Below are 16291 nucleotides of genomic sequence, written 5' to 3'. Positions count from 1 at the left end.
GAAAAATATGCAATTAACTACAGAAAAAAAGTCATTTTGGTTACAGGGAATTAGTATTGAAAAAAGAAATAAAGCATTAAAGTTAGTTCGTGATATAGCAGAGCAATTAAAGGATCCGATGTATGTAGAAAAAATTGTTATGGAGCCTGATAATATACCAAATGGAGGAACACTTCATCCATGGGACCCCATTACTTTATCCCATGGTTATCCAGGTACTATAATGTTATTTGCAGAATTAGATCGACAGTTTCCAAAAGAGGGATGGGATCTTATTGCACATAGTCACTTGGTAGAAATACAAAAGGCAATAGAAAAACAAGGTGTGAATAGTATTTCTATGTTTGGCGGTGTTTCTGGTATTGCGTATGCGACATCGTATGCTTCGCGTAACTATGAAAGATATCATATATTTTTACAAAAGTTAAATGAATTTGTACTTTCGCAGTTACATCTTGTATTGAACTACGGGAAAGAAGAATGTGGTGTTCATCCATTTATGTACGATACAATCCAAGGTGCTACTGGAGTAGGGCGTTATTTACTGCAAAATATTCAACTTGAATCAAATTTGGAAGCACTCAAACAAATTCTCAATTGTTTTATTAATATGTCTAATGACATTGAGGTGAATGGAGAAGTTCTACCTGGTTGGTACGTACCGTACACCAATCAGTTTTTGGAAACAGATAAGATACTATTTCCGGATGGGAATTTCAATTGCGGCCATGCTCATGGAATGCCTGGCCCACTTTCCTTGATGGCGTTGGCTATCGAACAAGGAATTGAAGTTCCTGGACAAAAGCAAGCGATTCGTAAAATGATAGATTGGCTAATAAAATGGCAAGATGAAGGTTCGTGGCCTGCGAGGCTTAGTTTTAAAGAAGTGGTCAATGACCAATCATACCACGTGTATCCGAAGCGAAAAGGCTGGTGCTATGGAAATCCAGGAGTAGCAAGAGCTCTCTATCTGGCTGGGAGATCCTTGAAGGATCAGAAGGCCATGAAAATTGCATTAAGTTCTTATCAAGATACACTTTTGCAAAGTGAGGAAGAATGGGATTTATCTTCTCCAACATTTTGTCATGGAAGAGCGGGATTATTACAAATGTCTATTAGGATGGCAAAAGATGAAGATGGGGAAATATCGATGCAATCCATTACAAAATTAATAGATTATGTAATGGATGCATATGATCCTCAAGCACCATTTGGCTTTAAAGACTTACAATCCAATGAGCAGACTTCAAACGAGCTAAACAAGGTAGGACTATTGGAAGGTGTAAGTGGTGTACTTTTAACATTATTAAGTCTAAGCGCAGTAGAGGAACCATGGTGGGACGGAGTATTTCTAATTTCCTAATCAAGAATTGAGAGGATGTTACAGTATGAACCAAATGAATCAATTGCTTAATTCTAAGAAAATATTAGTAGGAGTAAGCGGCTCTATTGCAGTAGCTGGAATTTTTCAATATTTAGCTATATTGAAAGCGAATTTTAGTGAAGTAAAGGTTATCATGACAAAAAGTGCAATAAAACTTATCCCTGCAGAAACCGTGAAATTATATTGTAATGAGGTATTTATCGATGAGGAACTTACCCTAAGTGGTAAACCAGGTCATGTGGAATTGGCTAGATGGGCAGACTTACTAATGGTATTACCAGCTACAGGAAATACTATTTCAAAAGTAGCTCATGGTTTAGCTGATGATTTATTAAGTACAGTCATTCTTGCTCATGATAAACCAGTTCTCTTTTTTCCTAATATGAACAAATTAATGTGGGAGAAAAAAGTAGTTCAGAATAATGTTAAACTTTTAAAAGAATATGATCATATAGTGATTCCGCCTTTGAAAACAACAGCTTTTGAAATTGCGACTATGTCTTTGAAACCGAACTATGTTTTACCTAATAATCAAGAAGTATTGCATATACTCTTTAAGGAATTTGAGAAAAGAAAGTCAGTAACTGTACATGAAACGGTTGAAATGCACTAAAACTCACATTTTTGTGAGTTTTTTTCTTTTCTTTATTCTTTTCTTTATTTTTTTTCTTTTCTTTATTTTTTTTTAATATTTGTCTTCTATATTAGTCCATAAGGAGGGATTTTATATGAATAATGAAATAGTTTTAGAAGCAAATCACTTAACAAAAACTGTAGGTGGCAAGACAATAGTAAATGATTTTTCAACTAAAATATATAAAGGAGATATTTGTGGTTTTCTGGGGCCGAATGGGGCAGGAAAAACAACTGTTATGCGTATGTTTACAGGATTAATTCGCCCGACAAAAGGAGTCATAAAAATAAGTGGTCAAGATGTAAATCAAAATAGACAACAGGCTTTGATGAATATGGGCGCAATTATCGAATCACCAATATTCTTCCCGTATATGACGGGTAGAAAAATGCTACAAAATTTAGCGAGATTATACCCTGCTCTTTCTCGAAAAGAACAATTGGAACAAGTAGAAGCAATACTATCTATTGTAAGGTTAACTGACGATGCAGATGTGAAAATTAAAAATTATTCATTAGGAATGAGACAGCGACTCGGGATTGCACAAGCTCTTCTAGGTGATCCAGATGTTATTTTATTAGATGAGCCAGCCAATGGTCTGGATCCTATGGGCATGAGAGAGCTAAGGGAATTAATTCTTGAACTTCGTGAAAAGAAAAATTTAACCTTTTTTATTTCAAGCCATTTACTAGATGAAATTCAGCAAATGTGTGACCGCCTTGTCATAATTAGAAATGGAAAGCTTATCACCCAAGGAAGGAAAGAAGAGTTAATTACAGATCCAACAAAAAGGTTGGAAGATGTGTTTGTGGAGATGATGACATCATGAGGGGGCTTTTTATTTCTGAATTTGAAAGGCTTTGGACGCAAAAAATAACTTGGATAATCTTGTTTTTCTTACCTTTAATGGTAGTTGCGTCAGTTAAATATTATCTAAACTGGAATCAACATACTTCTCCTGGAAGACCAGATTACGTTACTGCTTTAAATTTTCCTATAATAAGTATTTCTGAGCATCTTGTGGTTTCGTTTAATATTATCGCTATAATACTGATTTCTACTGTTATAGCGCATGAAGTAGAAAATGGACAATTAAGAATGATTTTGATTCGTCCATTTTCTACCTCACAACTTTTTGTAGCTAAGCTTGCTACTATATTAACTACCATGTTCCTATATTTAACTTTGTTTTGGATTTTTAATTCCATAGCAGGCTATTTATTCTTTCCAAAAGTAGATACATTAATAACATTTATAGATGAAACCAAGGTTTCTATTGCAGGGGCGATACTATATAACTTAAAGTATTTCTTTGCATGTTTCATTACTATGATTTGTATTGTTTCTGTATTTACATTAATAGGGGCGTTAAGTAGAAGTACGATGATCACTCTTGGATCAGGGGTGGCCTTTATTTTCTTTGCTATTGCAATTCCACAGATTTTAGAATTCTCTAGCCAAACGATAATTAGCGCTAATACTGTACTACATCTTATGTACATGTCAATCGTTAAAATTCAGCATACAGGTATAGCATTTCTACTTTCATCAAGTAATAGTATAAACATTTACATTGTTATAGTGGAAGCGATTTATATTTTCTTATTTGGAATGTTCGCATACTTGTCATTTGTGAAAAGAGATTATTTTATTTGAAAACTAGGAGGGAGTTCAATTGAAAGCATTAGTTATAAGTGAATGGGAACGACTATGGAATCAGAAAAAAAGTAAATGGATGTTGGGGATTTTTACTGTTATTGTTTTTCTTCAAGCTTGGTTTTTGAAGTACTATGGGGTTGGGATTTATAATGATGGGCAACAAGTGCCACTAAATTCTTGGAATTTTTCATGGTTTTTATTAAAGGAATCTTCTTTCTTAATTACTTTGATTTTCATGCCTGTATGTTTCTTGAATAGCTTAAATGTAGAATACAACTCAGGAGCATATCGTCTATTTTTAATTAGGCCTTTTCAACGATTAACCTTTCTTATGTCAAAATGGTTTTCTCTTTCTGTAATGGTATTACTCTACTTATTTGTTGTTCTTTTTATTGGCATAGTACTTGGGTTGGTGTTTTTTAAAGCAGATGATGCTTTTACTTTCTACGGTCAACAAAAGACCTCTATAGAGGCAATATTCTATACGGTACAAGTATATGGATTGTTTTTTATTATTCAAATGTGTGGTTTAGCTATTGCTAGTTTAATAAGTATCATAATTTCAAATGCAGTTATTAGCTTTTTCCTTCTGATTGGAATTTACATCGGCTGCTTGTACATAAGTCAGTTATCGTTCTTTTTATTATCCGTTCAAAGTATCTTCCATGCTCTCAGCACAGGAAGTAACAGTTTATACGTCCTGATTCTAGGTATCATGATTATTAGTGTTAGCGTTTGTATAAGCATTTGGAATAAAAAAGAATTTACATGTTAATAAAAGGATAGAAGGGAGGTTTACCATGATTATGTTAGAAGCTAAAGGAATTGAGAAAGTTTATAAAACTAATTTCCAAGAATATCCAGTTTTAAATAATGTCAACTTAACTGTTCATGAAGGAGATTTTGTAGGGATTATGGGACCTTCAGGGAGTGGAAAGTCTACACTTTTAAATGTGCTTTCCTCTCTTGATTTTCCTTCAAATGGAGAAATTACAATTAAGGGACAGAATTTAACTAATATGAATAGTGATCAATTAAGCAATTATCGTCGCGAAAATATTGGTTTTATTTTTCAAAATTACAATTTGTTAGATCACTTAACAATTGAAGAAAATATTCTTCTACCCGCAGCTTTAAGAATGGGGAGCAAAAAGGGTGTTAGGGATAAACTCGAAACATTAGTGAATGAACTAAATATTGAACCGCTTTTGCCAAAGTATCCCTATGAAATCTCTGGGGGACAACAGCAAAGAGCTGCTATTATTCGTTCGTTAATTAACGATCCTTATCTGTTATTTGCTGATGAACCGACGGGAAATCTAGATTCAAAATCTGCTTATGATGTATTGAATATACTAAAAACATTGAATGAAACACATAAATCAACAATCTTAATGGTAACTCACGACTCTGTAGCTGCTAGTTTTTGCAACAGGGTCATATTTTTGAAAGATGGCAAGATTGTTCATGAGATGCAACGTTCCCATGAAGAAAAGCAATTCAGTTTCAATCAACGTATACTACTCTATATCTCTAAGGAAGTGGGGGAGAATGATGTCAATATTTTCACTCGCACTTAAAAATATAACTCGCAATCTTTCACTGTATATAGTGTATCTTGTAAGTTGTATTCTATCAGTTACAATTTTTTATATGTACGCAGCATTTCTTTCATATCCAAAAGTTTCTGGAATAGAGCAACTGTTAATTGCGTGTGAATTCATCATCTTGCTATTTTCATGCTTTTTCATTTCATATTCTTATGACCATTTTCTTACTGAACGGAAAAAGGAAATTGGTATTTGGAAAACATTCGGAGCTTCAAAAAAACAATTATTTATTATCATAGTTTTAGAAAATTCGATAATTGGAGCAATTTCTATCTTAATTGGGATTATGATTGGTATAGTACTATCCAAAAGCTTTTTTGATTTCATCGGGAAATCTCTCTTCTTAAGCGAGTCATTTTCCTATTTCTTCTCTCCAATTGCTACCTTTTTTACAGTTATTTTGTTTGGAGTTCTGTTCTTTTTTGTTTCATTGCGTAGTTATTATAAAATCGGACGCATTTCTGTTTTGGAATTATTTCAAGAGACAAGAAAACCAAAGGATTTACCTAGGTTTTCAAAGAAGAAATTCATTATTTCCCTGTTAATTTTGGTTATTTCTTATGTTTTTATCCTTAATGCATCTTTACCCGTACTATTATTCTCTTTTCTACCTGTAGCTGCTCTTTTATTATTAGGAACGTACCTTTTTTGTTCGCACGGATTAGTAGGAACTGTATCCTATTTAATCAATAAAGAAAAAAAGCATTTAAATGGCATTCGAATGCTAATATTTATAAGTCTAAGGAAAAAACTTTATTATAATGCTAAAATTATCTTCCTTGTTTCAATACTCTTATCAATGATAATGATATTAATCAGCTCCATATATTTATATTCAGAGTTGAATGATCAAAGAATGCGAAATAGCCACCCACAGCCAGCTATATTTATTGTTGATAAAAAACAAGAGAATACACTAGAATCTGCTTTAGAGAAAAACTTCAAAGGAGAGGTTGAGGGATTTCATAAGAAAAAATGGGAAGGTATATTACTGAATTCATCAAAGGGAGAAGGTAAAACCTTTATACTACAAACAGATTCATTCTTTATAAAGGACTGGACAGAAACAAAAAAAGATAACCTGTTATTTAGTAAAAAAAATGAGAATATCGATAAGTTGCATATCCAAACAAATAACGGTAATACAGAATTGATAGTAAAAAATATGGTCGAAAAACAGGCGATTAACTCGGTATCTCGGATAGATAATGTAGCTTTTGTACCAGCAGATACTTTTAATGAATTAGAGAAGGGATCATTACCTACTCAACATGTTTCATTTTACACATTAGATTTCAAGGAAAATAATAAGGGTTATAGTGCACTAAAAAAATTATTTGAGACACTCCCTTTAGAGATAAAGGAACAGTCCAGTGTTCGTCTTCTACATTATGAAAATACAGTTCAATTAACTTCAGTTTTATGGATAATAGCATTATTTATCGGTTTTATCTTGTTAATTGCTTTATCCAGTCTTCTTTGGTTTAAGTTATATGAAGATATATCTAATGATAGAAAAATATTTCACTCTTTAAGAAAAATCGGTTTGAATTTCAATGAAATAAAAAAAACATTAAGGGTTCAAATTGCTATAATTTTCTTTGTACCAATTATTCTGGGGGGGATAAATCTATTTATAGCAATCTACGCCTTGCAAAATATATTGGGAGGAATTAAAATTTACTCAATAATATTAATATTTTTTATTTTCTTAGTCTTCCAATTAATATTTTTCTTCATTTCAAACCACTATTACTATAAAAAAGTTGTTCATGAAAAGAATATTAATTAACAAGAAAATATATTTTAAAAAATAATAAGATTTTTAATCTAAACTAGAAAGGAGTGTTTTTTTATGAATGGAACGATTCTTGTTGTAGATGATGAGTCAGAAATTGTAGATGTACTCTCTGATATATTCTCTGATCGTGATTATAAAGTTCTCAAGGCCTACAATGGAGAACAAGCGCTAGATCATTTAAAAACACAAGTTGATTTAGTCATTTTAGATATTATGATGCCTAAAATGGACGGTTTTGAATTTTGTAAGGTCGTTCGTGAACAAATAAAATGCCCGATTCTATTTTTGAGTGCTAAACATTCAGAAATAGATAAAGTAAAAGGCTTTACTTTAGGTGGAGATGACTATATTACAAAACCATTCCAAGTTAAGGAGCTAATTGCACGTGTTGAGGCCCACTTGAGGCGTGAGAAAAGAGAACGTGTAAACTTGCAAAATCAACGTTTCTTAGGAAACTTGACCATTAACTATTCACAGCATGATGTTTTCATTGATGGAGTAAAAATAGATGTAACGAGTAAAGAGTTTAAAATATTAGAGCTTTTAACGGTAAATCTAGGACAAATCTTTTCTAAGGAACAAATTTATGAAAAAATTTGGGGGCTGGATGCAGTTGGGGATCTCAATACAATAATAGTACATATTAATAACTTAAGAGCTAAGTTAAGTTTAGGTATGTCAACTTACCATATTAAAACCGTATGGGGAGTTGGCTATAAGTTGGAGAAATGTTAATGTTAAAAAAATTATCGTTGAAAAACCAATTTATTCTAACATTTGCAGCTGTAATATTTTTAAGTATTGTCAGTACGGTTTGTACGTTAATTTTAATATACTCTTTTCTTTTTATTTATAATGAAAAATCTGTTTTACCTGCCAACCATTATGAAAAACAAGTGCCCAGCATTGAAAAATTTGTAGAAATGAATGGGGATAAAATAGTAGATTTATCCTATCAAAAAAAACTAGAGAAAGTGATTCCAATGCAAGGAATTACTTATCAAGTTATGAATACGAATGGAAATAGATTATATGGTACATTGAGCGATGAATTATTGAAAAATGATAAAGAAGTGTATCATAAAATAAATACATCTACTCAAAATGGTAAACTAATTACAAAATACATTCCAATTATAAGTAATGGTAAACTAGTTGGTGTGCTTGCTGTACGATACATATTAGCTGCATCTATTGATTATTACATAGAATATGTATTTATTATTGCTTTTCTTGTTCCTTTTATATTTTTAACGCTTTATTCTTATTTATTAGCTAAGCGTTTAGGAAAACAGTTGAATAAACCTATCAAAGAGGTAATAATGGCCTCACAAAAAATTAAAAACAAGGATTTAGACTTTGAAATAAAATATGAAAGTGAAAATGAAATAGGTATATTAATTGATTCTTTCAATAGTATGAAGGAAGAATTAAAAAATTCATTGTATGTTCAATGGAAATTAGAACAGGAACGTCGGGATATGGTTGCTTCCATTGCACATGATTTGCGAACACCGTTAACTATTATTTTGTCTCATGTAGAAGTATTAATGGAACCCATGCCAAATAATCAAAAACGGATTCATCACTACTTGCAAACAATTAAGAATAATACAGAAAGAGTATTGCATTTAACAGAAGAAATGAGGAGAGTCTCTGAAGTGGACAACCCTGATTTCACTCTTATGATTTGTAATATAGCTCCAGCTGAAATGATTCCAGAAATGCTTGAAGAGTTTAAGGAATTGGCAGAAAATGAAGATATACAATTAACCTATACTTTACTTATTAAATCAGAAGAAAAAAATCTTAAGTTTGCACTTGATCCGAATCGTTTGCATCAAATTCTTACGAATATTATTTCTAATAGCATTCGTTTTACTCCAAAAAAAGGAAGAATTGATGTGCAAGTGGAGGTGAAAAAAGACGTTATGTCTTTTTCTATCTCGGATTCTGGAGTTGGATTTAATACAAAAGATATTCCGTTTTTATTTAGTAAATTCTACCAAGGTGACCTTTCAAGGTCAAATCAACTACATCATGGACTTGGTTTGTATATCGTGGAAAAATTGGTTAAAAAACACGGTGGAGAAATTCATGCTGAAAATAATGAGATTCAAGGGGCATGCATTTCATTCACGATACATTCTCTTTTTAGTAACGAAAAAAGGAACTATGAATTGTCATAGTTCCTTTTCATTATTTAATAGCATTATATACGTCCAGCTGTCCGTTCCCCCAAGAGGCTTTATCAGGTGCTATATCTTTCTTTATTCCGTTTTTGTAAAGGTGTGAAATTGATCTTTTCGGTTGATTTTTAAAATTATAGTGATTGATAATTAGAGCTAGTGTAGCGGATACTTTCGGAACTGCCATTGATGTACCAGCGGCAAATAAGTATCTTCCAGTATTAAAAGTTGTCAGTACTTCCTCTTGTCGGAAAAGACCAGTATTCCACCATACCTCTTCGCCATATTGTTGCCATAAACGATAATCTCCTCCTGGAGCAGATATGTCAATGACCCCTTCTCCGTAATTAGAGAATACAGAACGTTGTCCGGTTGGACCGGTTGATGATACTGTTACTACACCTGGTAATTCCCCAGGTGCTTCTATTCCTACACCAGTAAATATTTTCCCCTCTTTTTCATATTTTTGTTTAAGAAAGTTATTTAGCTCCTGTTTATTAGCCACGTTTACAGAATCATTTCCTGCAGAAGCTACTACTACACTACCATGCTGATTGGCATATTCTATAGCACGTTTGTAACCTTCTACTTCTGCCCATCCATTGTCTACAAGTTTTCCATTTTCATAGACTTTTCCATTTACATAATAGGAACCAAGACTAAGGTTGATAACATCTACATCATCCTTAGCTGCTTCGATGATGGCATTAATGACCCAGGCTGCATCAGCTGATTTATTTCCAAATACACGATATGCTCTGATTCCCGTATCAGGAGCCACGCCTTTTAATTCCCCATTTGCAGCAATAGATCCTGAAACGAGAGTTCCATGGCCATTGATATCATTTATATTATTAATATCACCTGTCTCTTCAGGTTCAGTACCTCTCAATCCTCCCTTTGGAACGAAGTTTTTAGATCCAGGAATAAGATTTTTTACTAAGTCAGGATGATCCACATCGACTCCCGAATCAATAATTCCAACAACCACATTATGAGAGCCAGTTTCTTTTTTATAACTTTCTCCATTATGAGTAATTTCCTTCATGTCCCATTGCATATCCCATAAGGGAGGTAGGTTTGTATCTAATGTTTTTGTTGAAAGAGTTGATAAATTAGGCATTTTTATGGAATGAGGAACCTCTGGTTTTTCGACTTGCAAAGAAGGATTAACTGATTCAAATAAGGGAGATTGATTTTTAGAAATTTGTGTATCTCCTTTGAATTGAATGAGTCCTATCTCCGGGACAGTATAAGTAATTTCTCCATGCTCCTTTTTTATCTCAGTGATGCCTTGCTCAAATTTTGATGGGTCTTTTAATAAAACGGTGTAATATTGCTTAGGTTTTTCCTGAGCATGTCCTACATTAGAAAGTAAAAAACACGTTAACGCGGTTGAAATGACAGTGATTGCTTGTTTTTTCATAATTATCCCCTTACTTTTATAAATTGGAGGTAGAATTTGAAGATGAACCGCAGAACAAGGCCCTATTGCCCACTTTATAATTCCACTTAGATCCTATAAATAAGGTAACAAATCATTCAGAATTTCAAATCTGTATATACCGTACATATAAGTGGTATTTAGCGCAATATTACTTTCTTTGGAGTTACTTTAAAAACCGAAGCATAATTCTTTTGGTGGAGAAGCCATCAATTTTTTTGTTCTAATGAGTGAATGAAATTAAAAAAGTATCCTAAAGTAAATAGGGGGTATCCCGAGTTAAGTTTGTAACATAAATAATGTCACCTTCCTGTAAATCCTCTAACATTTTTTGAAGTTGCTCGCGATCCTTTGTTGCTCCAGAAACTTTTTCTTCAAAATAATATCCATTCCAATTTCGTTCAGTTGCTGAAATTGCCTTGAAGGGTTCTGGCTAGTCGAACTGACATGTATATAACCGATTTTCCGCAAAACATTACCCCCTTTTTTGAGATTAAGTCTTATGAGACGCTCTTAACTAAGATTTTATAAGTTTACTATAATTGTATCAATAGAGTACACTCTATTGGGATGGATTTAAAATATATACGATTCAAAGACCAGTTTAAATATGGAGTGCTTCTAATTTGAAAAAGTAAAAAAACAACGTGGAGTCGCTAATAGATTAGGATTTTCCATACAAATTGCTTACTTGCGTTTTCCAGGAAGACCATTATCTGAGAATGGAAAATATGATTAATGCTACTCTTATTAACAATGCAAAGGGAACCTGCTACATTCTCATATGCAATATTACATATAAGAATGTATTGATAATAATGTAAGCGCTTACTATAATAAAAACATAAAGATAAATCACATCTTAGCAACAACAAAAGAGGAGGAAATAATATGGAAATCGCAATGGCAGTTTTGAAATTTTTAGGTGGAGTAATTCCATTAGTTCAAGAACTTTTAAAAGTATTTATGTAAGTTTATTATTTGGCAATTATTTATAAATAATTATCATACCTTAATACGAAAAACAGAAGGGGATTATTTTTTGGAAATTAAGAAAAACAACAAAGGAATAAAATTTCTAACATGTTTATTAGTTAGTTTATGCACTATTAATTATTCATCTATTTCCTTCGCGGAAACACAAACAGGTAATGCAAATGATGCAACAAAAAATGCTAGTGGCATTGATACTGGCATAGCAAGTTTAAAGTATGATAGTAGAGATATTTTAGCAGTAAATGGTGATAGAGTAGAGAGTTTTGTTCCGAAAGAAAGTATCAATTCAAATGGTAAATTTGTAGTAGTTGAACGTGAGAAAAAATCACTTACAACTTCACCAGTCGATATTTCGATTATTGATTCTGTGGCTAATCGTACTTATCCAGGAGCCGTACAACTTGCAAATAAAGCTTTTGCAGATAATCAACCTAGTTTATTAGTGGCTAAGAGAAAACCTTTGAATATTAGTATAGACTTACCTGGCATGAGAAAAGAAAATACAATAACCGTTCCAAATCCAACATATGGTAATGTGTCTGGGGCAGTAGATGATTTAGTATCTACTTGGAATGAAAAGTATTCAACAACACATACGTTACCTGCAAGAATGCAGTATGCAGAATCTATGGTTTATAGTAAATCACAAATAGCAAGTGCTCTTAATGTTAACGCTAAATATCTTGATAATGGGCTGAACATTGACTTTAATGCGATTGCAAATGGAGAGAAAAAAGTGATGGTTGCGGCATATAAGCAAATATTTTATACAGTAAGTGCTGAACTACCTAACAATCCATCAGATCTTTTTGATAATAGTGTTACTTTTAGTGAGTTAACTCGTAAAGGGGTAAGTAATGCGGCTCCCCCTGTTATGGTGTCACATGTAGCTTATGGCAGAACAATTTATGTGAAGTTAGAAACAACATCTAAGAGCAAAGATGTACAAGCTGCCTTTAAAGCCTTACTTAAGAATAACAGCGTGGAAACGAGTGGACAGTACAAAGATATTTTTGAAGAAAGTACTTTTACCGCTGTAGTATTAGGTGGAGATTCAAAAGAGCATAACAAGGTTGTTACAAAAGATTTTAATGAAATACGAAATATCATTAAAGATAATGCAGAATTAAGTCTTAAAAATCCAGCATACCCAATTTCATATACAAGCACTTTCTTAAAAGATAATTCAACTGTGGCTGTTCATAACAATGCAGATTATATTGAGACTACAACTACAGAATATTCAAGTGCTAAAATGACGCTTGATCATTACGGTGCATATGTTGCTCAATTTGATGTATCTTGGGATGAATTCTCATATGATCAAAATGGGAAAGAAGTACTAACACATAAAACTTGGGAAGGAAGCGGTAGAGACAAAACTGCTCATTTCTCTACAGTCATACCACTTCCACCGAATTCAAAAAATGTAAAAGTCGTAGCGAGAGAATGTACAGGTCTTGCATGGGAATGGTGGAGAACAATTATTAATGAACAAAATGTTCCGTTAACAAATGAAATAAAGGTCTCAATTGGAGGAACAACATTATACCCAACTGCTAATATTAATCATAATTAAAGGCAACGTATACGTCCGAAGCGCCCTGTTTACAGGGCGCTTTTTTACTTAGTTGAAAGTATATCGGCGTTTTTCAAATATATCATAATCAATTCGCAAATCTTATAATCATATTTTTTAATGGCTGCATGAATGTTTTCAATGATTTCATTCCTTATTATTAAATCCCCATAAATTTAAATTAGCCTATCTTTATTAATTCATTATGTATCAGCATTTGGATTTTTTATAAAGAAAAGGCACTATCCTCAAAGTGCCTCTTCCTACTTAATCTACAATGGGATAGCAACACATCGCCATCCTTTCTGTATATTTCTACAAAAAGAATAACGTTCTCTGTGAATTATGGATATAAATTTATCTTAGGTTGATAGTGATGTATGATGCCTCCATATACATAAATACATTTTGTCGAAATTATTAAAAAGGGGAATTTTTCTATTTGAAGAACTAATAATTGATTGTCAATATGTATTAGAAATCTCAATCTAAACTAAAGGAGAACAAAATGGGACAAAACAATAAAGGCTTTTCTGAAACAGGATTGCGCAAAATGCGCAATGTACTGGCGCAGCATGTCGATTCTGGAAAGATTCCTGGGCTCGTCGCCTTAGTCAGCCGAAACGGGGAGACGCACGTCGAAGCGCTTGGAACAATGAGGCATGATGGTGGCGCACCAATGCGTCGGGACACGATCTTTCGATTGGCGTCCACTAGCAAGCCGATCGCAGTTTCACCAGTAATGGTTCTGCTCGACGAGTGCAAACTGCATTTAGACGACCCAGTAGACAAATGGCTGCCCGAACTCGCTGACCGGCAGGTGTTGAAACAGCCCGATGGTCCACTGGAAGAGACCGTCCCAGCACGGCGTCCTATCACTGTACGAGACCTGTTGACCTCCACATTCGGTCTCGGAGTGGATCTCACGTTGATGGGTTCTCCGATCATGAACGCGTTCTTCGAGAGTGGGATATTCGACACGCCAGGGCAGGATATGCCCGATCCAGATGAGTTTATGTGTCGCCTAGGTGCACTTCCGCTAAGCTACCAGCCCGGAGAGCGGTGGCAGTATCATATCAGTATTGAAGTGCTCGGCATTCTTGTTGCCAGGGTCACGGGTCAGACATTCGAGTCGTTCCTGCGCGAACGCATATTCGATCCACTGGGAATGAAGGACACTGGTTTCTACGTGCCTGAGCTCAAGATTGACCGGCTTCCACCTGCCTTCAACCCAGATCCGCAGACAGGTGAGTTCATCGTGTGGGATGAGGGTACAGGCGGACGTTACAGCAAACCTCCAGCATTTCAAGCAGGCGGTGGTGGGCTGCTCGCAACCATCGACGATTATCACGCGTATTTGCAGATGCTGTTGAACAAAGGGATGCACGGAACCAAACGGATTCTGTCTAGGCCCGCAGTCCAGCTGATGACCACCAACCGTCTTACTCCTGAACAACAAGTATACCGAGACGATTTGGCCAAAAACAACGTCCATTTGTCGTTTGGACAAGGGATACAAGGTGGCTGGGGCTTTGGGATGGGGGTGCGTACCTATCTTGGAGACTACGCGTCTATCGGTCAATTCGGCTGGGATGGCGGAACTGGCACTACAGCTTACGCTGATCCAGACAAACAGTTTATTGGAATTCTGTTCACCCAGGTTGGGATGTCAACTCCGGCCCCATCGCATCTTATCCAAGACTTCTGGACCACGGTCTACCAAGCAATCGAAGACTGAAACCGAACTTAGGTATTGTTTAAAGGAAAACTCCAAGACAAATTATACGCATGATGGCCACCATCAACACCATGGTTAAAAGCTATGGCAGGACGGGAAGTGTTGGAAGTACTACGAGAACAGTTTGGGATTATTAATAAGAGCCAAATAAAAAATCCTCTTGGATGCAAGAGGATTTTTTTTATTGGGAATAGTAAGGATGAGGGGAGGTGCATTACATATGGGAAAAGGTAGAAGTAATAATGCTGGTAAAAAGCAACCGAATTTCGATGATTCATCTAATTTCGCTAAACAAAGCCAACCGACAGAAAAGAAGAAGAAATAAGAAAAGGATCTCTCTTTATCAAGAGAGATCCTTTTTTAAATATATTGACGTTTCAGCACAACATATCGATTGCTTAACCAAATAGTCATAAATACAAGGCTTAAACTCCTGCGAATGGAAGCCAATTTAATATTATTGTCCTGCTTTTTCTAATGGGTGGAATGATTGCTCAAATTGTAGCCTTGAGGAACCCTCAGCGAGTTCTAAGTATAACTTTGATTGCATCAAGTATTTTTGGCTCTGAAGACAACAAACGGAATTTGCCTCCGATCGATGAGAAGATACTCACTTACCATGCTAATGGGGCCAAACTAAATTGGTCGGATGAAGAATCTGTTGCAAATTACTTGGTTACAGGATCAGTGTTACTCTGTGGTTCAAAGCATAAGTTCGATGAGAAGAGGGCTTATAAGCAGGTAGAAAAAGAAATAAAACGAGCAAATAACCTACTCAGTATGTTTAATCACTCACTTCTTAAAGGCGATGATTCTTATGAGGGGAAGTTAAAAGAAATTAATATACCTACTTTGGTTATCCACGGTACAGAAGATACAGTGCTTCCATACGAGCATGGTCTTGCTCTTGTTAATGGAATTCCCCATGCTGTATTACTAACCGAAGGATCGGGGCACGAGATTCATTGCGACGATTGGGTTCATATAATCAGCGCTATTTCGAACCATACTTCACTCTTATAATCATTATAGGAATCGCATAAAACAAAAACACTTGGAAAAAGGGCTACAATTGAATTTGTAACCCTTTTTTTCTATTGAAAATCAGTTTTGGAGCTGTTACTCAATTATAGAATATTAATACTCAGTGATTGATAATTCTGTCTTGTAAGGGGTGGTACCACACATCCATCAACTTAACGTATATTTTTATACAAAATGCGGTCTTTCCACGTAGTTTTTTATTATCTTGTATAG

The 16291-nt window shown here is 34.4% G+C and carries 12 protein-coding genes and 3 pseudogenes; 13 read left to right on the top strand and 2 right to left on the bottom strand.

Going from position 1 to position 16291, the window contains the following annotated elements; translation table 11 throughout:
- The first annotated feature begins 7 nt into the window (after positions 1-7).
- From SB773_RS28365 to SB773_RS28325, 9 genes are all read left to right on the top strand, one after another.
- Positions 8-1363 (top strand): lanthionine synthetase C family protein, encoded by a 1356-nt coding sequence (locus SB773_RS28365; protein ID WP_002167992.1) that lies wholly within the window; start codon positions 8-10, stop codon positions 1361-1363.
- 25 nt (positions 1364-1388) lie between these two features.
- The gene (locus SB773_RS28360) at positions 1389-1997 is read left to right on the top strand and encodes a flavoprotein (RefSeq protein ID WP_002128197.1); all 609 of its coding nucleotides are present in this window, start codon (positions 1389-1391) and stop codon (positions 1995-1997) included.
- Between the two features lie 115 nt (positions 1998-2112).
- A complete protein-coding gene (locus SB773_RS28355; protein WP_001058380.1) occupies positions 2113-2847 on the top strand; it encodes an ABC transporter ATP-binding protein in 735 nt (244 codons plus the stop codon).
- Positions 2844-3674 carry an ABC transporter permease gene (locus SB773_RS28350; protein ID WP_002128195.1) on the top strand — a complete coding sequence of 277 codons (831 nt, stop codon included), beginning with the start codon at positions 2844-2846 and terminating at the stop codon, positions 3672-3674. Before SB773_RS28355 ends, SB773_RS28350 begins: the two co-directional genes overlap by 4 nt.
- A gap of 19 nt (positions 3675-3693) precedes the next feature.
- The gene (locus SB773_RS28345; RefSeq protein WP_002128193.1) at positions 3694-4452 is read left to right on the top strand and encodes an ABC transporter permease; all 759 of its coding nucleotides are present in this window, start codon (positions 3694-3696) and stop codon (positions 4450-4452) included.
- 25 nt (positions 4453-4477) lie between these two features.
- The gene (locus tag SB773_RS28340; protein ID WP_002128192.1) at positions 4478-5257 is read left to right on the top strand and encodes an ABC transporter ATP-binding protein; all 780 of its coding nucleotides are present in this window, start codon (positions 4478-4480) and stop codon (positions 5255-5257) included.
- Positions 5232-7079 carry an FtsX-like permease family protein gene (locus SB773_RS28335; protein WP_002128190.1) on the top strand — a complete coding sequence of 616 codons (1848 nt, stop codon included), beginning with the start codon at positions 5232-5234 and terminating at the stop codon, positions 7077-7079. The genes SB773_RS28340 and SB773_RS28335 overlap by 26 nt, the downstream gene beginning before the upstream one ends.
- Positions 7080-7142: 63 nt before the next feature.
- Entirely contained in the window at positions 7143-7823 is a 681-nt protein-coding gene (locus SB773_RS28330) for a response regulator transcription factor (protein WP_001014563.1), read from the top strand.
- Complete coding sequence (locus SB773_RS28325) at positions 7823-9277, top strand: sensor histidine kinase (RefSeq protein WP_002128187.1); 1455 nt, start codon at positions 7823-7825, stop codon at positions 9275-9277. Before SB773_RS28330 ends, SB773_RS28325 begins: the two co-directional genes overlap by 1 nt.
- A gap of 10 nt (positions 9278-9287) precedes the next feature.
- Here SB773_RS28325 and SB773_RS28320 read toward each other — a convergent pair whose 3' ends face one another.
- Positions 9288-10703, bottom strand: a complete 1416-nt coding sequence (locus SB773_RS28320) for a S8 family peptidase (protein WP_002128184.1) — start codon at positions 10701-10703, stop codon at positions 9288-9290.
- A 286-nt stretch (positions 10704-10989) separates the two neighbouring features.
- A pseudogene (locus tag SB773_RS28315) lies at positions 10990-11192 on the bottom strand (recombinase family protein); the annotation flags it as partial.
- A 163-nt stretch (positions 11193-11355) separates the two neighbouring features.
- On the opposite strand from SB773_RS28315, the pseudogene SB773_RS28310 reads away from it, so the two are divergent.
- The 4 genes and pseudogenes from SB773_RS28310 to SB773_RS28295 all read left to right on the top strand — a co-directional run.
- Positions 11356-11451 (top strand): annotated as a pseudogene (locus tag SB773_RS28310) (DUF4158 domain-containing protein); the annotation flags it as partial.
- Between the two features lie 312 nt (positions 11452-11763).
- Positions 11764-13296 (top strand): thiol-activated cytolysin family protein, encoded by a 1533-nt coding sequence (locus SB773_RS28305; protein ID WP_131245458.1) that lies wholly within the window; start codon positions 11764-11766, stop codon positions 13294-13296.
- A gap of 508 nt (positions 13297-13804) precedes the next feature.
- Positions 13805-15034: a serine hydrolase domain-containing protein gene (locus SB773_RS28300; RefSeq protein ID WP_002084484.1), complete on the top strand. Its 1230-nt coding sequence runs from the start codon at positions 13805-13807 to the stop codon at positions 15032-15034.
- Between the two features lie 477 nt (positions 15035-15511).
- Positions 15512-16057: pseudogene (locus SB773_RS28295) on the top strand (alpha/beta fold hydrolase); the annotation flags it as partial.
- Positions 16058-16291: the final 234 nt, after the last annotated feature.

The sequence above is a fragment of the Bacillus sp. SIMBA_074 genome (genome assembly GCF_046534555.1).
Lineage (GTDB): Bacteria > Bacillota > Bacilli > Bacillales > Bacillaceae_G > Bacillus_A > Bacillus_A mycoides.
This window is presented reverse-complemented; position numbering and strand designations above follow the sequence as displayed.